Annotated in this window: 18 protein-coding genes; all 18 read left to right on the top strand. The window is 36.8% G+C overall.

The window, feature by feature from the left end; genetic code table 11:
- The first annotated feature begins 65 nt into the window (after positions 1-65).
- The 18 genes from pyrH to B2C77_RS11970 all read left to right on the top strand — a co-directional run bounded on the left by pyrH (position 66) and on the right by B2C77_RS11970 (position 20,964).
- Positions 66-788, top strand: coding sequence for a UMP kinase (pyrH, locus tag B2C77_RS12055; protein WP_073005022.1), 723 nt, complete (start codon positions 66-68; stop codon positions 786-788).
- A gap of 1 nt (position 789) precedes the next feature.
- The gene (frr, locus tag B2C77_RS12050) at positions 790-1,338 is read left to right on the top strand and encodes a ribosome recycling factor (RefSeq protein ID WP_077704035.1); all 549 of its coding nucleotides are present in this window, start codon (positions 790-792) and stop codon (positions 1,336-1,338) included.
- 196 nt (positions 1,339-1,534) lie between these two features.
- Positions 1,535-2,296 (top strand): undecaprenyl pyrophosphate synthase, encoded by a 762-nt coding sequence (uppS, locus tag B2C77_RS12045; protein ID WP_077704027.1) that lies wholly within the window; start codon positions 1,535-1,537, stop codon positions 2,294-2,296.
- Between the two features lie 13 nt (positions 2,297-2,309).
- The gene (locus tag B2C77_RS12040; RefSeq protein ID WP_077704024.1) at positions 2,310-3,110 is read left to right on the top strand and encodes a phosphatidate cytidylyltransferase; all 801 of its coding nucleotides are present in this window, start codon (positions 2,310-2,312) and stop codon (positions 3,108-3,110) included.
- A gap of 108 nt (positions 3,111-3,218) precedes the next feature.
- Positions 3,219-4,481, top strand: coding sequence for an RIP metalloprotease RseP (gene rseP, locus B2C77_RS12035; RefSeq protein ID WP_077704021.1), 1,263 nt, complete (start codon positions 3,219-3,221; stop codon positions 4,479-4,481).
- A gap of 91 nt (positions 4,482-4,572) precedes the next feature.
- On the top strand, positions 4,573-8,859 hold the full coding sequence (locus B2C77_RS12030; RefSeq protein WP_077704018.1) for a PolC-type DNA polymerase III: 4,287 nt from the start codon (positions 4,573-4,575) through the stop codon (positions 8,857-8,859).
- Between the two features lie 745 nt (positions 8,860-9,604).
- The gene (rimP, locus tag B2C77_RS12025) at positions 9,605-10,075 is read left to right on the top strand and encodes a ribosome maturation factor RimP (protein ID WP_077704015.1); all 471 of its coding nucleotides are present in this window, start codon (positions 9,605-9,607) and stop codon (positions 10,073-10,075) included.
- A gap of 14 nt (positions 10,076-10,089) precedes the next feature.
- Complete coding sequence (gene nusA, locus B2C77_RS12020; protein WP_077704013.1) at positions 10,090-11,187, top strand: transcription termination factor NusA; 1,098 nt, start codon at positions 10,090-10,092, stop codon at positions 11,185-11,187.
- Positions 11,188-11,201: 14 nt separating this feature from the next.
- Positions 11,202-11,483: an RNase P modulator RnpM gene (gene rnpM, locus B2C77_RS12015; RefSeq protein WP_077704010.1), complete on the top strand. Its 282-nt coding sequence runs from the start codon at positions 11,202-11,204 to the stop codon at positions 11,481-11,483.
- Positions 11,473-11,775, top strand: coding sequence for a L7Ae/L30e/S12e/Gadd45 family ribosomal protein (locus B2C77_RS12010; protein WP_077704007.1), 303 nt, complete (start codon positions 11,473-11,475; stop codon positions 11,773-11,775). Before rnpM ends, B2C77_RS12010 begins: the two co-directional genes overlap by 11 nt.
- Before the next feature lie 16 nt (positions 11,776-11,791).
- Positions 11,792-13,921, top strand: coding sequence for a translation initiation factor IF-2 (infB, locus tag B2C77_RS12005; RefSeq protein ID WP_077704005.1), 2,130 nt, complete (start codon positions 11,792-11,794; stop codon positions 13,919-13,921).
- A complete protein-coding gene (locus tag B2C77_RS12000) occupies positions 13,918-14,196 on the top strand; it encodes a DUF503 domain-containing protein (RefSeq protein ID WP_077704002.1) in 279 nt (92 codons plus the stop codon). Before infB ends, B2C77_RS12000 begins: the two co-directional genes overlap by 4 nt.
- 40 nt (positions 14,197-14,236) lie before the next feature.
- Positions 14,237-14,578, top strand: a complete 342-nt coding sequence (rbfA, locus tag B2C77_RS11995; protein ID WP_077704000.1) for a 30S ribosome-binding factor RbfA — start codon at positions 14,237-14,239, stop codon at positions 14,576-14,578.
- A 157-nt stretch (positions 14,579-14,735) separates the two neighbouring features.
- Positions 14,736-15,629 (top strand): tRNA pseudouridine(55) synthase TruB, encoded by an 894-nt coding sequence (gene truB / locus B2C77_RS11990; RefSeq protein WP_077703997.1) that lies wholly within the window; start codon positions 14,736-14,738, stop codon positions 15,627-15,629.
- Positions 15,630-15,649: 20 nt separating this feature from the next.
- Positions 15,650-16,615, top strand: coding sequence for a bifunctional riboflavin kinase/FAD synthetase (locus B2C77_RS11985; protein ID WP_077703994.1), 966 nt, complete (start codon positions 15,650-15,652; stop codon positions 16,613-16,615).
- A 198-nt stretch (positions 16,616-16,813) separates the two neighbouring features.
- Positions 16,814-17,083, top strand: a complete 270-nt coding sequence (gene rpsO / locus B2C77_RS11980) for a 30S ribosomal protein S15 (protein WP_073004994.1) — start codon at positions 16,814-16,816, stop codon at positions 17,081-17,083.
- 371 nt (positions 17,084-17,454) lie between these two features.
- Positions 17,455-19,569 carry a polyribonucleotide nucleotidyltransferase gene (gene pnp / locus B2C77_RS11975; protein WP_077703991.1) on the top strand — a complete coding sequence of 705 codons (2,115 nt, stop codon included), beginning with the start codon at positions 17,455-17,457 and terminating at the stop codon, positions 19,567-19,569.
- Between the two features lie 447 nt (positions 19,570-20,016).
- Positions 20,017-20,964, top strand: a complete 948-nt coding sequence (locus tag B2C77_RS11970; protein ID WP_077703988.1) for a polysaccharide deacetylase family protein — start codon at positions 20,017-20,019, stop codon at positions 20,962-20,964.
- The last annotated feature ends 7 nt before the right edge of the window (positions 20,965-20,971 follow it).

The following is a 20,971-nucleotide window of genomic DNA, read 5'->3' as shown; positions in this document are numbered from 1 at the left end:
TATTTCTCCATATAACTTAAGAATGCTTATTACAACAAACTATTTTATTTTCTATGGAGGTTATTATGACAACAGCTCGTTACCGTAGAATCGTGCTTAAACTAAGTGGAGAAGCATTAAGTGGCGAACTTGGATATGGCATTGAGCCTAAAATTATTCAGTCTATCGCTGATCAAGTAAAAGAAGTTGCTGAATTAGATGTAGAAATTGCGATTGTCGTTGGCGGAGGAAATATATGGCGCGGCAAAGTAGGCAGTGAAATGGGTATGGATCGTGCCAATGCTGACTATATGGGGATGCTAGCAACCATTATGAATGCTTTAGCACTTCAAGATGGACTGGAAAACATCGGTATACCTACAAGAGTACAAACATCAATAGAAATGAGACAAGTGGCTGAGCCGTACATAAGAAGGAAAGCAATTCGCCATTTGGAGAAAAAGCGTGTTGTCATTTTTGCTGCTGGTACAGGAAATCCTTTCTTCTCAACGGATACAACTGCAGCATTACGCGCAGCTGAAATTGAAGCAGAAGTCATTTTGATGGCAAAAAATAATGTGGATGGCGTTTATACAGCGGATCCTAAATTGAATGAAAATGCAGAGAAGTATGAGAACCTTTCTTATATGGAAATGCTCAATGCAGGACTTGGAGTTATGGACTCAACAGCTTCAACTTTATGTATGGATAACGATATTCCTTTAGTTGTGTTTTCTATAATGGAAGAAGGCAATATTAAACGGGTCGTTCAAGGTGAAGTAATTGGAACTACAATAAGGGGGAAATAACATGTCTGATGGTATATTGAAACAAACGAATGAAAAAATGGAACAAGCTGTACAAGCTTTCTCTAAAAATCTGGCTACTGTTAGAGCTGGAAGGGCAAATCCAAGTTTATTAGACAGTGTTTTTGTGGAATACTATGGAATGAGTACGCCATTAAACCAAATTGCTTCGGTCTCCGCACCAGAAGCAAGACTACTTGTTGTTACACCATATGATAAATCAGCTATTTCTGACGTGGAAAAAGGGATTCAAAAAGCAGATCTAGGTCTTTCACCTTCTAGTGATGGTAATGTAATTCGGATTAATATCCCAGCATTAACAGAAGAACGTCGTAAAGATTTAGTTAAAGTAGTAGGTAAATATGCCGAAGAATCACGTGTTCAAGTAAGAAACATACGACGTGAAGCAAATGATCAATTGAAAAAAGAAGACAGTATTTCAGAAGACGATGTACGGGCTTTACAAGACGATGTACAAAAAGTAACAGATAAATATATAGCGAAAATTGACCAACTAGCGAAAGAAAAAGAAAAAGAAATTATGGAAGTTTAATGCTATTCCAACTAAAATAAGCAGAAAATCGCCCTCTTTTTTAAAGGGGGCTTTTGTATTTTAGAAAAAATCGGTATAATAAAACTTGGTTTACATGATATAATGATGATTCATATATCATATAATCTATTTGCACGTCATAAAATAGGTGCAGATAGAGAACTAGAAACGTTGACACATATTCGGAGGACAAACTATGTCAATTAGACTTCCCTTTACAAAAAAGAAAACAAAAGAAATAGAACCATTAAAGAATACAGAGAATATCCCAAACCATGTTGCAATTATTATGGACGGAAATGGAAGATGGGCTAAAAAAAGGTCATTACCACGTATTGCGGGTCATAAAGAAGGGGTGGACTCCGTAGTAAAGACCGTTCGTGCAGCGCATAAGAGTAATGTTAACATTTTAACTTTATATGCATTTTCAACAGAAAATTGGAAACGACCGCAAAAAGAAATTGACTTTTTAATGAAGCTTCCTAAGGAATTTTTACATATTCACTTACCTGAATTAATGGAAAGAAATGTTCGAATTCAAACCATTGGGGAATTTGAAGCTTTACCAGAGCATACAAAAGAAGCGGTTCAGTATGCGATGGATAAAACAAAGAATAATGATGGATTATTATTAAATTTTGCTTTAAACTATGGTAGTAGGTATGAAATTATACAAGCAATGAAACACGTAGTGACAGATGTGCAAAATGAAAAGCTTCATCTGGAAGCTATAAGCGAAGAAGTCTTCGATAAATATTTATATACAAAAGAACTTAGCGATCCAGATTTACTAATACGAACAAGTGGCGAGCAACGGTTAAGTAATTTTTTATTATGGCAACTTGCTTACACTGAATTTTGGTTTACAGAAGTTCTTTGGCCTGATTTTGATGAAGCAGTATTTAAACAAGCAATTGAAGAATATCAGCAACGCCAGCGTCGTTATGGCGGTATTTAAGGTGAGGTAGTATATGAAGCAACGGATTATTACAGCCATCATTGCATTAATCATATTTGTTCCCTTTGTTATCATTGGTGGCCTTCCATTTGAGATTTTAGTGTATGCAATGGCAACAATTGGTTTTTTAGAATTATTAAGGATGGGGAATATAGCTAAATACTCCATCCCCTCCATTTTAGGTATTGGGCTGTTATGGGTACTTTTGCAGGCAGAACATATGGATGCTATCCCGTTTATGTGGCTGACGAAATCAGAAATTTTAATGCTTATTGTCCTGTTACTATTGTCCTATACTGTATTAGTTAAAAATAAATTTACCTTTGACCATGCGGGCGTTGTTCTTATTTCAGCGATTTATGTCGGGATGGGGTTCTATTATTTGCTTTTAGCTAGGGGGGGAGAAGGTGGAGGCGGATTAGCAACGATCCTCTACATATTTCTTCTTATTTGGTCCACAGATACAGGAGCCTATTTTGTAGGGCGAGCTTTTGGGAAGCATAAACTATGGCCTAAAATCAGCCCAAATAAGACAATAGAAGGTGCTTTAGGCGGTATTTTGTTAGCGATTATTGTAAGTATTATCTTTCAAATTGTTCATCCTATTGGAGATAGCTTAGTTGGCATGATTGGGGTAGCAATTATTGCATCTGTATTTGGACAAATTGGCGATTTGGTTGAATCTGCGTTCAAACGTCACTTTGGGGTGAAAGATTCAGGAAATGTACTTCCAGGTCATGGCGGTATTCTAGATCGCTTTGACAGCTTATTATTTGTTTTACCAATATTACATCTTGTTGGTTTTTTTAATTAATAGACTTCATAGGAAAGATAAGGATTACATCCATTCATTGAAACCAATTTTACTTATCAATGATGCATTGAATGATTAACCGATACTTTTAAAGGAAGGTGCTTTTATTTGAATACAGTCATTGCGTTTATTCTAATGTTTGGTCTCCTTGTATTCATTCATGAATGGGGGCATTTAATTTTTGCTAAACGAGCTGGCATGTTAGCGCGTGAGTTTGCCATTGGTTTTGGCCCAAAAGTGTTTGCATTTACAAGGAACGAAACTGTTTATACCATCCGGCTCCTTCCAATTGGTGGCTACGTGCGAGTTGCCGGAGAAGACCCAGAGATCATTGATTTAAAACCTGGTCATCATGTAGGGTTAGAATTTAATGAGTTTGGAAAAGTAAATAAAATTATTGTAAATCACAAAACCAAACATCCAAATGCCCGTATTATTGAAATTGAAGAAGCGGATTTAGATCATGCATTGCAAATAAAAGGATATGAAGTCGGTGAAGAGGAAAAACTTGTTTTTGATGTTGACCCGAAAGCTTTCTTCGTTATGGACGAAAGAGAAACACAAATTGCTCCTTATGATAGGCAGTTCGCTTCCAAAACAGTAACACAGCGAGCCATGCAATTATTTGCAGGGCCAATGATGAACTTTGTGTTGGCTATTTTTATCTTCTTAATCCTTGGGATTATCCAAGGTGTGCCTGTAGAAGAAGCACAAATGGGAGAAGTTATAGCTGATAGCCCGGCAGCTGAAGCAGGTATAAAAGAGGGGGATGAAATAATCCAAATTGAGAAAGACTCTATTTCTACCTGGGAAGAATTTCACACGATCGTAAGAAGTAGCCCGAGTGAAGAGCTCAATGTGACCGTGTTGCGCGATGGAGAAGAAATTGCTTTAACGGTAGTTCCAAATGAAGCAGAAGGTGTTGAAGGGGAAGAATCATTTGGCCAAATTGGTGTATATCAAGCGTTTGAAAAATCAATTTTAGGTACTATTCCATATGGCATTTCACAGACGTATGAAACATCGAAGCTCATTTTAACAAACTTAGGGATGTTAATTACGGGACAATTGTCCATTGATGCTTTATCAGGACCAGTCGGAATATATGATGCCACAGACCAAATTGTACAAACTGGTTTTACAAACTTCCTGTTATGGACGGCCATGTTAAGTATTAACTTGGGGATTGTCAATCTTGTCCCACTTCCAGCATTGGATGGAGGAAGATTGTTGTTTGTTGGGATTGAAGCGATACGTGGAAAACCGGTTTCTCCAGAAAAAGAAGGTTTGTTCCACTTTATAGGTTTCGCACTGCTCATGTTACTCATGATTGTTGTGACATGGAACGATATTCAACGTTTATTTCTTTAATTGGAAAGAGATGTATTTACAAAAACCCTTGTCCATAAGAGTGACAGGGGTTTTACAGCTTTCTATTTAGAAATGGGACAGGAGGATAGCAATGGATATATCGAAAAAGAAGAAAATGGATGTACTGTTAAAGCAACTGGAAATTTCCGAAGAACAATTGCCTTATTTTGCTGATAGTTATTTAAAAAAGCTAGAAATTTTTAAGCAATCGAAGACGTGGCATTTTCATATTTATACGAATCAAATATTGCCTTGCGAAGTATATCAAGTATTTAAACACCGACTACAAACAAGTTTTGCGCAAATTGCTACGATCGAATTAACCATTGAGACGGCAAATAAAGCTTGCGATGAGCAAATGACGTTAAAATATTGGCGAAATTTTATTCAGTCTCTTTCACAATTGTCACCTGCCTATAAAGATATGGTGCAATCACAAACACCGAAAGTTAACGGTAATAATATTATGTTAACCGCCAGAAATGAAGCAGAAAGCAAAGCTGTGAAAAAAAGACTCGAGGAGCCATTTAAATCTTTCTGTTTGCAATCAGGTTTACCGGTTTTTCAGTTGCAAATAGAAGTGAAAGCTAAATTAGAAGCTATTCAGCAGTTTAAAGAACAAAAAGCTGCAGAAGATCAGCAACTTGTTCAACGTACCGTGCAAGAGAAAACCAAACGTGATCACGCAAAACTGCAGCCTGAAAATAAACCTGTGATGCTCGGTTATAAGATTCAAGATGATCCTGTTCATATGGAAGAAATTTTAGAAGAAGAGCGTCGAATAACGGTTCAAGGTTATATTTTCGCTGTAGATATTCGTAAACTGCGTTCCGGTCGCAGTTTGCTTATCATTAAAGCAACGGATTATACGGATTCATTACAAATTAAAATGTTTTCAAAAGGCGATGAAGACGCTGAAAAATTTCAGTCAGTAAAAGAGGGTATGTGGATTAAAGCTCGGGGAAGTATTCAAACAGATATGTATACAAATGAACTGGCAATGATGGCTAATGACATACACGAAATAAAAGTAGAGCCTAGGAAAGATGCGGCACCGGATGAAGATAAAAGGGTTGAATTACATGCCCATACGACAATGAGTCAAATGGATGCAGTAGTCTCACCAGCAAATTTAGTTGCTCAAGCAGCAAAATGGGGACATAAAGCTATTGCTATTACTGATCATGCAGGCGTACAAGGTTTTCCTGATGCCTATAACGCAGGAAAAAAGCATGGTATAAAAGTGCTTTATGGTGTAGAGGCGAATTTAGTCGATGACGGTGTTCCTATTGCTTATAATGAACAAGATGTAGATTTAGCTACAGCTACATACGTTGTATTTGATGTGGAGACTACAGGCTTATCAGCTGTATACGACACCATTATTGAATTAGCTGCTGTGAAAATTCATCAAGGAGAAATTGTGGATCGGTTTGAATCTTTTGCAAATCCTCACCATCCTTTATCGCAGACAACCATTGATCTTACAGGTATTACGGATGAAATGGTAGAGCATGCACCAGAAGTTGACGAAGTATTAGCAGATTTTCGCAAGTGGATGGCAGATGATATTTTAGTAGCCCATAATGCGAGTTTTGATATGGGATTTTTAAATCAAGGTTTTAAGAAAATTGATTTTCCAAAAGCTACAAATGCTGTTATTGATACGTTGGAATTAGCAAGATTTTTATTCCCACATTTAAAAAATCACCGATTGAATACATTGTGTAAATTTCTGGATATTGAATTAACGCAGCATCACAGGGCGATTTATGACGCGGAAGCAACCGGCTATTTATTATGGAAACTCGTTCAAGCTCTATTAGAGAAAGACATAATCAACCATAACCAGCTGAATAAACATATGGGAGAAGGTAATGCATATCAACGTTCAAGACCTTTTCATTGTACGTTAATTGCGCAGACAGAAGAAGGATTAAAGAACTTATATAAACTTGTTTCTCATGCCCATATTGATTATTTTTATCGTGTTCCAAGATTGCCACGTTCCTTATTACAGAAATACCGTCAAGGCATTTTAATAGGCTCTGCTTGTGATCAAGGAGAAGTTTTTGAGACGATGATGCAAAAATCAGCAGAAGAGGCAGAAAAAGTAGCTCAATTTTATGATTATATAGAAGTGCAACCACCTGCAAATTACATGCATTTAATTGAAAAAGATTTAGTGCAAAATGAAGCACAACTATTGGATATCATAAAAAAAATTGTCCAGTTAGGTGAACGTGTGGACAAAAAGGTTGTTGCGACGGGAAATGTCCATTATTTAGACGAGCAGGATCAGATTTACAGACAGATTCTCATTGCTTCCCAAGCAGGAAATCCATTAAACCGAGTCACATTATCACAAACCCCATTTCGAACGACGAATGAAATGTTAGAATCCTTCTACTTTTTAGGTGAAAAGAAAGCAACGGAAATTGTCGTTACGAATACACAAGCCATTGCAGATGAAATTGAAGAAATCGCACCAGTAAAAGACGGCTTGTTCACACCGACGATAGAAGGGGCGGATCAAGAAATACGTGACCTTTGTTATACAAGGGCAAAGAAAATTTATGGTGAGCCGATTCCAAAGATTGTCACAGAACGTTTAGAGAAAGAATTAAAAAGTATTATTGGTCATGGGTTTAGTGTTATTTATCTCATTTCACAAAAACTAGTTAAAAAATCACTAGACGATGGTTATTTAGTAGGTTCTCGTGGTTCAGTAGGTTCATCCTTTGTTGCAACGATGACAGAAATTACAGAAGTAAATCCTTTACCACCACATTATGTATGTTTGTCTTGCCATTATCATGAGTTTATTACGGATGGTTCAGTTGGAAGTGGATTTGATTTACCAGATAAGCATTGTCCAACATGTGGGACAAGCTTAACAAAAGATGGTCAAGATATCCCATTTGAAACATTTTTAGGCTTTAAAGGTGATAAAGTACCAGATATTGATTTGAACTTCTCAGGTTCTTATCAACCAAGGGCGCATAACTATACGAAAGAATTGTTTGGGATCGACAATGTATATCGTGCTGGAACAATTGGTACTATTGCTGAGAAGACAGCCTATGGCTATGTGAAAGGGTATGCTTCTGATAAACAACTCGTTTATAAAAATGCAGAAGTTGATCGACTAGTAAAAGGATGTACTGGGGTGAAGCGAACTACAGGTCAGCATCCAGGAGGTATTATTGTTGTTCCTGACGACAAAGAAATTTTTGATTTCACTCCTATTCAGTATCCGGCTGATGACAGAAGTAGTGAATGGAGGACGACGCATTTTGATTTCCATTCCATTCATGATAATTTATTGAAATTGGATATACTTGGACATGATGATCCAACGGTTATTCGTATGCTACAAGATTTAAGTGGGATTGACCCTAAAACCATTCCTACCGACGATCCAGATGTAATGACTATTTTTTCTGGCCCCGAAGCGCTTGGAGTAACGCCTGAACAAATTAACTGTAAAACTGGTACATTAGGTGTGCCAGAATTTGGGACGAAGTTTGTTCGTCAAATGTTGGAAGATACAAAACCAAACACGTTTGCAGAACTTGTTATTATCTCAGGATTGTCACACGGTACGGACGTTTGGTTAGGTAATGCACAGGAATTAATTAATGACGGTATATGTGAACTACCGGATGTTATCGGTTGTCGTGACGATATTATGGTTTATCTTATGCATAAAGGGCTAGATGCCTCTTTAGCTTTCCAAATTATGGAGTTTGTTCGTAAAGGGAAAGGGCTAAAGGATGAGTGGATTACAGAAATGAAAAAGCATGATGTCCCAGATTGGTATATTGAATCATGTAAAAAGATTAAATACATGTTCCCCAAAGCCCATGCTGCTGCTTATGTATTAATGGCTGTAAGAATAGCTTATTTTAAAGTACATCATCCTATATTCTTTTATGCAGCATACTTCACTGTTCGAGCAGATGACTTTGAACTCGATACCATGATTAAAGGTTCTAATGCAATTAGAAAACGAATGGAAACCATTACTGTTAAAGGAAATGAAGCTTCTCCAAAAGAGAAAAGTTTACTTACAGTTTTAGAGCTTGCTCTAGAAATGTGTGAACGAGGTTATTCTTTTAAAAAAGTGGATTTATACAAATCTAGTGCAACAGAATTTATTGTCGCTGGGGATTCTCTTATTCCACCGTTTAATGCTGTAGACGGTTTGGGAACGAATGCTGCAATAAACATTGTAAAAGCAAGAGAAGAAGGAGAATTTTTGTCAAAAGAAGACTTACGAGAAAGAAGTAAAATCTCTAAAACTGTATTGGAATACTTGGATAACCATGGCTGCTTAGAAGGAATGGCAGAACAAAATCAGCTATCTTTGTTCTAACTTGCAACCTATTTTTCCTTGTGATATACTAATTTTGGTAAGTAACGATACGAACGTTTTGAAAGAGTGGGTAGCAACCCACTCTTTCTTCATACTTCAACCTGTGCCCTCAACTCCCTTGCCACACCTCTCGGCAGGGGTTTTGTATTGAAATTGGCACATGTTGTTTGTAGTAGGGAAACATCAAGCTACTGTTAGCCAAAAACTTATAAATAAACAGCATTTGTAACTTTATGAGATACAACGTGTTTACAGTGTTTCTTCTATACGCATTTAGCTGTTTGTAAATGAAATCACGACATATGGTTTATACTAATAGTATTATAAGGAACAAAAGCGTGGGGCGCCCGTTTTTAGTCGACCTTCCTCTTAGTCACGACTGATGATGGCTTATCGTACGGCGATTTCTTGAAATCGTCTAGTTGCTGGCGATGGAGCCAGACGTGGCTATTCGGTTATTTCGTTATCCGAAGCAAATAATTTTATACTTTCTTATCTTTTTAGAAAAACTTGGCTATCGCAAGTCCTTATGGCGACAGAACGTCGTCGTTTGGCTTATACTACAAAAAAGTGGAATAACTTGAGTAAATAGCGTTTGTAGACATCATAATTTGACTTGCATTTTGTATGAAGCGTACGTTTTTAATGGAATTCTATTCGCCTGGATTAGGACGTAGATATAACGATCGGCTCATCCGAAGTAACCTTATATCGTGAAAAAATAGCACAAAAAGGAGGATATGTGTTGAGTTCAAAAGTAATACAAACAACGGAAGAATTAGTTCTCCCGATCCTAAAACAAAAAAATCTTGAATTAGTCGATGTAGAATATGTGAAAGAAGGAAAAAACTGGTTTTTGCGTGTGTATATTGATAAAGAAGGCGGTGTTGACATTACAGAGTGTGGAGAGGTGTCTGAGGAATTAAGCGAACGATTGGATCAAACAGATCCAATCGCAGAGGCCTATTTTTTAGAAGTCTCTTCACCAGGAGCTGAGCGCCCTTTAAAGAAAAAGAAAGATTTTGAAGAGAATATGAATAAACAAATTTATGTCAAGTTATATGAACCAATAAATGGTGAAAAAGAATATGAAGGAAAACTAGTTGACTTTGCGAATGATGTAGTAACTATTTCATATAAATTGAAAACTCGTAATCAAACTGTAGAGATTCCATTTGAGAAGATAGCCAAAGCTAGATTGGCTGTATCGTTTTAAAGGGGGAGAAAAAAGTGAGCACGCAATTGTTCGATGCAATTGATTATTTAGCAAAAGAAAAAGGGATTGATAAAAAAATCCTCATGGAAGCCCTAGAAGCTGCTTTAATTTCAGCGTATAAAAAGAATTTCAAATCCGCAACAAACGTTCGTGTTGAGCTTAATGAAGATACTGGGAAAATGGCTGTGTATTCTAGAAAAACCATTGTCGATGAAGTTGAAGATCCACAACAAGAAATACCTATTCAAGAAGCAAAGGAAATTAATCCGAACTATGAACTCGATGATGTAGTGGAAGTGGAAGTTACACCAAAAGACTTTGGTCGTATTGCTGCACAAGCTGCTAAACAAGTTGTTACACAGCGTGTAAGAGAAGCCGAGCGTGGTGTTATCTTTTCAGAGTACTCTGACCGAGAGGATGACGTAATGACGGGAATTATTCAAAGAAAAGATCCCCGGTATGTTTACGTCCACCTTGGTAAAGTAGAAGCAAAACTTCCTGAAGCCGAACAAATGCCTACCGAGGAATACCATGTGCATGACCGGATAAAAGTGTATGTAACAAAAGTGGAAAATACAAGTAAAGGTCCACAAATATATATTTCAAGGTCTCATCCGGGACTACTAAAACGGTTATTTGAAATGGAAGTACCAGAAATATATGACGGAATTGTAGAAATAAAATCTGTTGCCCGAGAAGCAGGTGACCGTTCTAAAATATCTGTTCATGCGCCTGATCCTGAAATTGATCCTGTAGGCTCATGTGTCGGTCAAAAGGGACAGAGAGTGCAAGCCATTGTAAATGAACTGAAGGGTGAGAAAATTGACATCGTACAATGGTCTGAAGATCCTGTTGTCTACGTATCAAATGCCTTAAGCCCTTCAAAAGTACTAACAGTATTAGTTAATGAAGAAGAAAAGTCAACTACTGTTGTTGTTCCTGATTACCAACTATCTCTTGCCATAGGGAAGCGCGGCCAAAATGCAAGGCTTGCGGCTAAGTTAACTGGTTGGAAAATTGATATAAAAAGTGAGACAGATGCAAGAGAAGAAGGGTTATTGGATGAAGTAGAAGAAACCTATTCTGACAATGAAGAAAGCTTGTTTGAATAAGGAGGGTATTGGGAATGGTGAAAAAACGAAAAATCCCTACTCGCAGATGTGTAGTAACCAATGAAATGATGCCAAAGCAAGATTTAATTCGTGTAGTACGAAATAAAGATGGAGAAGTATTTGTAGATACCACTGGCAAAAAAAATGGCCGGGGAGCCTATTTGTGTAAAGACATTGCTGTTATTGACCAAGCAGAAAAAACAAACGTATTAAATAAACATTTAAATGCAACCATTGATTCAGTTATCTATGAAGAATTAAGGAATCTAATAGCAGGTACAACGAATGAAAAATAATTATTTAAACTTACTTGGTCTTGCTTTTCGAGCTGGAAAATGTTCGCTTGGTGAAGATGCGATATTGAAAGATATTCGATCTAGACGTGCTGTATTGGTTTTACTTGCGAATGATATTGGTCCACAAACCAAAAAGAAAATAACAGACAAATGCAAAACATATAAAATTCCATATGTTATAGTAGATGACAGAGAAACAATATCGAATGCTATCGGAAAGACCCAAAGAGTAGCAATAGCTATTTTAGACGCAGGATTTGCTGCAAAAATGAACACGTTACTCGGGGAATAATTTTGGGGGTGAACGTATGAGTAAAATGCGTGTATATGAATATGCAAAACAAAATAATCTATCTAGTAAAGCAGTTGTTGCTTTTCTTAAAGAACAGGATATCGATGTGACAAACCATATGTCGACGATTTCCCCTAATACAATAGCGCTGCTTGATAAAAAATTTAAAGTGCAAAAGCAGGAAAAGGAAGAATCTAAACAACAAAAAATGGAAAAGCAAAGCGATAATCAATCAAATTTGAAACAAAGCCAAACTCATAATAAGAAGCAAAACAAACCAAATAATTCGCAGAAGCCTAAGAAACAACAACAGAAACCACAGGGGAAACAAGTTAAGAAAGGCAAAGCGAATACGAAAGCACAGCCAAAACAAGCAGCTATGGAGAAAGAAACACCAAAAGCAATAAAGTATCATGGAACGCTAACAGTTAGCGAACTTGCTGATAAATTGAATAAAGAAGCATCTGAAATTATTAAAAAATTGATGTTTCTAGGTGTAATGGCTACCAAGAATCAAGATTTAGATGATGACTCCATTGAATTGATTTGTGCTGAATTTGGTGTAGAAGTTGAAAAAGAAATTATTCTTGAAGATACGGATTTAGACAAGTATATCGCAGAAGATAAGCCTGAAGATATGGTAGAACGCCCTGCTGTTGTAACAATTATGGGACATGTTGATCATGGGAAAACAACATTATTAGATTCCATTCGCCATACAAAGGTTACTGCTGGTGAAGCGGGCGGCATTACACAGCATATTGGAGCATATCAAGTTGAAAACGATGGGAAAAAGATCACATTTTTGGATACGCCAGGGCACGCAGCTTTTACAAGCATGCGATCTCGAGGCGCCCAAGTTACAGATGTGGCTATCCTAGTTGTTGCTGCTGATGATGGAGTTATGCCACAAACAGTGGAGGCAATAAACCATGCGAAAGCGGCGGAAGTTCCGATTATTGTAGCGGTTAACAAAATGGATAAAGAAGCCGCAAACCCTGATCGTGTTATGCAAGAGTTGACCGAGTATGGACTTGTACCTGAGGATTGGGGAGGGGACACGATATTTGTCAACCTATCTGCAATCAAAGGGGAAGGAATTGACGAGTTGCTAGAAATGATCGTTCTTGTCTCTGAAATAGAGGAGCTTAAAGCTAATCCAAGTAACACCGCATTTGGTACTGTTATTGATGCGCAATTGGATAAAGGTAGAGGCTCTGTAGCTACTTTACTTGTACAAAATGGAACATTACATGTTGGAGATTCACTAGTTGTTGGAAACACGCACGGTCGTGTCCGTGCTATGGTTAACGACGTTGGTCAAAGAGTAACAGAAGCTGGCCCATCTACACCTGTAGAGATCACAGGATTAAATGGTGTACCCGAAGCCGGAGATCAATTCCTCGTATTCAAAGATGAGAAAAAAGCTCGTCAAATTGGTGAAGCAAGGCAACAGAAGAAGATTCAGGAAAGCCGTAGCGAACAAACAAAAGTTAGCCTAGATGATTTGTTTGAACAAATCAAACAAGGTGAGATGAAAGAAATTAATATTATTATTAAAGCTGATGTGCAAGGATCAGCAGAGGCGCTCGCTTCTTCACTAAGAAAAATCGAAGTCGAAGGTGTCAATATTAAAATCATTCATACAGGTGTCGGCGCCATTACGGAATCTGATGTAATTTTGGCAGCAGCATCTAACGCTATTGTTATTGGCTTTAACGTACGCCCAGACGCGAATGCGAAAAAGGCGATTGACAGGGAAAAAGTAGATGTTCGTTTACACCGTGTGATTTATAAAGCAATTGAAGAAGTAGAAGCAGCAATGAAAGGGTTGCTTGATCCTGAATACGAAGAAAAAGTAATTGGCCAGGCTGAAGTTCGTGAAACATTTAAAGTTTCAAAAATTGGTACAATTGCTGGAAGCTATGTAACAGATGGGAAAATCACGCGAGATTCTGGAGTGCGTTTAATTCGTAATGGCGTTGTCCAATTTGAAGGTGAAATTGCTGCATTAAAACGTTTTAAAGACGATGTGAAGGAAGTCGCGCAGAATTACGAATGTGGTATAACTATTAAAAACTTTAATGATATTAAAGAAGGAGATATCATTGAAGCGTTTATTATGGAAGAAATCAAGCCTGTATGATTATGTATGCGGAAGTGGAATGCTTTTTATACGAGAGCAACTCTTTAAAACAGAAGCGATCGATTATAAAGCCTGTGCTAACCAAATGTAAAAAAGATTTTAATATAGCTATTACAGAATTGGATTATCATGATTTATGGCGTCGTATAAAATTTGGGATCGTTACTATATCAACAGAGCGAGCACACGCAGAGCAAGTATTACAAGGTGTAATGGACGTTATTGATTCCTATACAGAGCTAGAACGAACCATTACCCATATAGAAAGAATTTAGAAGCATGCCCTGGATGGGTTTAGTATAAGAGGTGAATGAAATGGCTGAACTACGTGCTAATCGAGTGGGCGAGCAAATGAAAAAAGAGCTAGGTGAAATCCTAACTCGCAAAATCAAGGATCCACGAGTTGGCTTTGTAACAGTTACAGATGTTGAAGTTACTGGTGACTTGCAGCAAGCAAAAGTGTTTATTTCTGTTTTAGGTAATGATAAGCAAAAAAAAGATACGCTGCTAGGTTTAGCAAAAGCAAAAGGATTTATCCGGTCAGAAATTGGCAAACGTATTCGCTTGCGCAAAACACCTGAGTTGATGTTTGAATTTGATGAAGCATATGAATATGGTAATCGTATTGAGACAATTTTAAGAGATCTAAATAACTGATGTTTCAATAATAAAATGCATATGTTCGCAGAGAGTAATCGGGATTAAATTTGGCTTGGAGAAAAATCTGACCTGATGTTATAGGGTCAGATTTTTTCCATCTATAATTTCTCAGTTTGTTGAAGGTTCACTTTATATGGAATGGAGGTTTTCACAGTTGCATGGAATTTTGCCATTATGGAAACCAAGAGGTCTTACCTCACATGATTGTGTAATTAAAATTCGCAAAATGTTTCAAACAAAGAAAGTTGGACACACAGGTACGTTAGATCCAGATGTGGAAGGGGTCTTACCTATCTGTATTGGAAAAGCAACAAAGATTGTTCCTTTTTTAACAAATACGAAAAAGGTATATGTGGCTAAGCTTAAGTTAGGAGCTGCTACAGATACAGAAGATGCTTCAGGTGAGATAGTGGAGGAGAAAGTGGTTAATGTGATGCCACTTCAAAAGGAGATTGAAGAAGTATGCCTTCAGTTCACTGGAGAAATTAAACAAACCCCTCCTATGTATTCAGCTGTTAAGGTAAAAGGGAAGAAATTGTATGAATACGCTAGAGAAAATCAATACGTAGAACGTCCAGTGCGAACGGTAAGCATTGAAGAAATAAGTTTACTATCGCCTCCAGACAACAAAGAACATACTATATCTTTTCGCGTTGTCTGTTCAAAAGGAACCTATATTCGTACATTATGTGTAGATATAGGTAAAGCCTTAGGATACCCTGCACATATGGTTTCATTGGTTAGAGAAGCAACAGGAGCATTTTCTAACAAAAATGCGGTTACATTTGCTACAATAGAAGGGGCTATTTTAAATCAACGTACAGCAAACATCCTATACCCACTTCAATTCGGGTTAACACATTTAGATATATGGAATGTAGATCAAGAAGTAGCCCAAAAAGTTTTATATGGACAAAAGCTTCCTTGCAACGTCCAATTTAAAACAGACCCATTTGTTGTTGTGCACAACAACTGTGTACTAGCCATTTATGAAGTGTATGACAAACAAACTGGTTATGTAAAACCTGTCCGTGTATTTAGTAGATAAAAAAGTGTAGGTGAAGAAAGTTGCGAACAATTGAGTTAACATATCCGCACATACTCATATTAGAAGAACTTCCCGAAACAGTTGCGGCCATTGGTTTTTTTGATGGAATACATAAAGGACATCAACATGTTATTAAAACAGCTATAAACGAAGCGAAGAATAGAAATATGGAAAGTGCGGTTATTACGTTTTATCCTCATCCCTCTGTCGTATTACGAAAAGAGAAACAGCAAGTTAAATACATTACACCACTACGCGAAAAACAAGAAATTTTAAAACGATTAGGTGTAGATAAATTATACATTATTACTTTTAATTCTGAGTTAGCTGCACTTCAACCAGAAGCATTTATTAACCACTTTATAAAAGGGCTCCATATAAAGCATCTTGTTGCTGGATTTGATTTTTCTTATGGTCATAAAGGGAGCGGGAATATAGATACAATACACGACCATGCAAAAGGGGCCTTTACTTTTACGAAGGTAGATAAAGTCGAATATGATAATGAAAAAATTAGTTCAACAAGAATTCGCAAGTTACTTTCTTCAGGTGAAGTTGAAAAAGCAAATGTATTACTCGGTAGACCGTTACTTGTTGATGGACTTGTTGTGAAAGGTGCACAACGTGGGAAGCAGATGGAGTACCCAACTGCTAATGTGATGACAAACCATGAGGCTTTACTACCCAAACCGGGGATTTACGCAGTCAAAATATTTTATAAACAGGAAAAATATGAAGGAATGGCAAGCCTAGGATTTAATCCTACTTTTGAAGATAACTTGAAAGAACCCATCCTTGAAGTTCACATATTTGATTATAATAATGAGCTTTATGGAGAGGAGCTATTAATTGAGTTTCATTCTTTTGTTCGTGATGAAATAAAGTTTGATGGAATGGACCATTTAAAAGTTCAAATTGCTCAGGACGAAAAACAAATTCGGCAATTATTTGCCACCTATCAAAATGATTTGTCCGAATGTGAATAACAAGGGTACAAGATCAGTTACTCTATGTCATAGTTGTAAATGCCTTATGATTAAATCCTTTAAGGATAGTATATTTTTTACTTGCTTTTTCAAAGAAAGAAATGTAAGATGGAAATATTGAACCATTGCTTGGCAAAACGCAACTCCGACGTTTGCTAGGGAATTGGGGATTTCAAATGTAATTAGGAGGTGAACCAATTGGCTATTTCACAAGAACGTAAAAATGAAATTATTAATGAATACAAGGTTCATGACAGCGATACTGGTTCTCCAGAAGTACAAATTGCTGTACTAACGGAAGAAATCACTACGTTAAACGAACATCTACGTGTTCATAAAAAAGACCATCATTCACGTCGTGGATTATTGAAAATGGTTGGTAAACGCCGTAACTTATTAAATTACCTACGTAATAAAGACGTTACACGTTACCGTGAATTAATTAAAAAGCTCGGTTTACGCCGATAAGAAAAAAGCAGGAGAGATCCTGCTTTTTTCTGTGGCTATGCCACTACGAAAACTTTTTGGCACTCTAGGAAAGCATAAGATTTTTTAGTTTTTCGCCATAATACTTGGCGACAGGCAAAGTTTTTCTAATATTGAAAGCTAAGGCAAGAGATACCGTTGAAAATATTTAAATTAAGATAATTACGAAAGCATTTAATGGCTTGTACTTTTCTTACTAGTATTCGATGTATATAATAGAACCGAGATGGTTGTTTATGGTATATGTACATAAAAATTGGTCAACCCTTGATTTAGCTACATAAAATTTACAATCATGCTTTTAAACTATAAAATGGATAGTATAATGCAATTTGAAAGGAGAACATGAACTAATGGCAGAAGAAAAACAACAATTCTCTATAGAAGTAGCCGGCAAAACATTCACCGTCGAAACTGGAGAATTAGCAAAACAAGCAAGTGGTGCTTGTATGATTCATTATGGAGATACAGCCGTTTTATCTGTAGCAACAGCTTCAAGTGAGCCTAAGGATCTTCCTTTTTTTCCTTTGACAGTTAACTATGAAGAACGGTTATATGCAGTAGGTAAAATACCAGGAGGGTTTATTAAAAGAGAAGGTAGGCCAAGTGAAAAAGCCATTTTATCTTCACGTCTTATCGACCGACCGATTCGACCTTTATTTCCTGATGGGTATCGAAATGAAGTCCAAGTGATTAGCACGGTAATGAGTGTTGATCAAGATTGTCCTTCAGAAATAGCAGCAATGATTGGTTCTTCCATCGCTTTATGCATTTCTGACACTCCATTTGCTGAGCCAATTGCAGGAGTAAACGTAGGTCGTGTAGATGGGGAATTTATTATTAATCCTACGGTGGAGCAAGAGGAAAAAAGCGATATTGAATTAACTGTTGCTGGAACAAAAGATGCCATTAATATGGTAGAAGCAGGTGCCGATGAAGTTCCTGAAGAAGTCATGTTAGAAGCAATTATGTTTGGACATCAGGAAATCATCCGATTAGTGGAGTTCCAAGAGCAAATCATGGAAACAGTAGGAAAGAAAAAACAAGAACCTACTTTATTTGATGTAGATCAAGCATTAAGTTCAGAAGTAGAGGCAAAAGCAAAAGATAAGTTAGTAAAGGCTATTCAAGTTAAAGAGAAGCATGCTCGGGAAGAAGCGATATCTGCGGTTAAAGAAGACGTGCTAGCTGCTTATGAAGAAGATGAAGCCACAAGCAAGCAAGTAAAAACAATTCTTGATCAAATAGTAAAAGCTGAGGTACGTCGGTTAATTACGAAAGAAAAAATTCGCCCTGATGGTAGACAAATTGATGAGATACGCCCATTATCATCCCGAATACATGTATTGCCACGTACGCACGGATCTGGTTTATTTACTAGAGGTCAAACGCAAGCATTAAGCGTTTGTACACTTGGAGCTTTAGGGGATGTGCAAATTTTAGATGGTCTTGATTTAGAGGAATCCAAACGTTTTATGCATCATTATAATTTCCCTGCATATAGTGTGGGAGAAACAGGACCAATGAGAGGACCTGGTCGAAGAGAAATTGGTCATGGAGCGTTAGGAGAACGAGCATTAGAGAAAGTAGTACCATCTGAAAAAGATTTCCCATACACCATTCGCTTAGTATCAGAAGTGTTAGAATCAAATGGTTCAACTTCACAAGCAAGTATTTGTGCTAGCACACTTGCGATGATGGATGCTGGCGTCCCAATTAAAGCACCTGTAGCAGGAATTGCGATGGGGCTTGTTAAATCAGGAGATGATTATTCTATTCTTTCCGATATTCAAGGTATGGAAGATGCTCTTGGCGATATGGACTTTAAAGTTGCTGGAACGGCTAAAGGTGTTACTGCATTGCAAATGGACATTAAGATAGACGGCTTATCTAAAGAAATTTTAGAAGAAGCATTACACCAAGCAAAAAAAGGAAGAATGCATATTCTTGAATCCATGCTTGCTACAATTGAAAAGCCAAAAGACAATCTTTCCGAATACGCACCAAAAATTTTAACGATGGAAATTAATCCAGATAAAATTCGTGACGTCATTGGCCCAAGCGGAAAGCAAATTAATCAAATCATTGATGAGACAGGTGTGAAAATCGATATTGAGCAAGATGGAAGTGTGTTTATTTCATCTACGGAAGCAGCAATGAATGAAAAAGCGAAGAAAATCATTGAGGACTTAGTACGTGAAGTTGAAGTTGGTCAATTATATTTAGGAAAAGTAAAACGAATCGAAAAATTCGGCGCATTTGTTGAATTATTTAAAGGTAAAGACGGTTTGGTTCACATTTCTGAATTGGCTGAAGAACGTACAAATAAAGTAGAAGATGTCGTTTCTATTGGTGATGAAATTTTAGTAAAAGTAAAAGAAATTGACAATCAAGGAAGAGTAAACCTGTCTCGAAAAGCAGTTTTAAAAGAAGAACGGGAAAGAAAAGAAGCTGCAAAAAATCAGTAGTTCAACGCAGTAAACAAGAAGCTGGCAACCCAGTTTCTTTTTTTATATTAGGCTCTAAAATACATGTTGGGGTGGAACATGAACTAAAAATACTCCATCAATGTTTGGGCGCAGTGTTAGAAAAACTTAGCTTATCGTCAAGACTTTATAACGCAGGCTGTAGTTTTTCTAATTTATTTTACATAAACTTAAAGTGATGTTGTTTCTATAATCAATTTAGAAGGTACCAAATAAGCAAAACGAAGGCTTATCACCAAACCTTTATGTTGTAAGTCTTTTTTGCTTATACGATAAATGCCAAAATTCTATGCTTACTTTTATCGTGTATATGTATAAAACGTTTCCGCCCCTCCTAATGTCCCTACCAAAAATGAAGAAATCAAAAGTCTTTATCATAACTTGTCCCTTAATATCATATAAGTAAGGGTAAGGGAGGGATACATAAGGATGCGGCGATATCGAAATTTACTTCATGTTGTTGTGTTTGTTATTATAGTAGGGCTTACCTTTGATATGAATAAAAACCCATTTATCCCAGTCGAATCACCTGTTATTATCCAAACTTCGAAAACTACTGACCCACTATACGAAGAAATTAAACAAAAAGCAAAAAAGTATGAAGAACCTGCGAAAAATGCATATATTGACAAAGTTTGGAAAAAGACTCCCGGGAGAAATGGTTTAACAGTTAATGTAGAAAAATCATATACAAAAATGAAACGTAAGGATGAAGGTTTTCAAGAATCGCTGTTAGTATTCGATCAAATTACTCCCGAAGTTGGTTTAAAAGATTTACCTGCATCTCCGATTTATCGAGGACATCCCGAGAAAAAAATGGTGTCATTCTTAATAAATGTATCGTGGGGAGAAGAATACATTCCTGATATGCTTTCTATTTTAAAAGACAATGGAGTAAAAGCATCTTTCTTTATTGAAGGGAAATGGGCGAAAAACAATGCTGAATTAGTTAAAATGATTGCAGAACAGGGTCATCTCATTGGTAATCATGCGTATAATCATCCAGATATGGATAAGTTATCCAATCAAAGCATCGTTGATCAAATCGTACAGACCAACGATATTTTAAAAGCGATAACTGGTTCAACTCCGAAATGGTTTGCTCCTCCGAGTGGTAGCTATAATAGTCACGTGGTGGAAGTTAGCAATCATCTTAAAATGGAAACAGTACTATGGACGGTGGATACAATTGATTGGAAGAACCCGTCTGTTTCTGTTATGCTTAACCGAGTGAATGAAAAACTTCACCCTGGAGCCACAATTTTAATGCACCCTACAGAAGCAACTAAAAGAGGATTAAAGCAATTAATATCCTCTATTAAAGAAAAAAACTATAAGTTAAATACGATAGAAAAATTGGTAGAAACGAAGCGATAATTTGTGT

The organism is Virgibacillus dokdonensis, from assembly GCF_900166595.1.
Taxonomy (GTDB): Bacteria; Bacillota; Bacilli; order Bacillales; family Amphibacillaceae; genus Virgibacillus; species Virgibacillus dokdonensis.
Note: the sequence above shows the minus strand (reverse complement) of the source record. Positions and strands in the feature narration are given on the sequence as shown.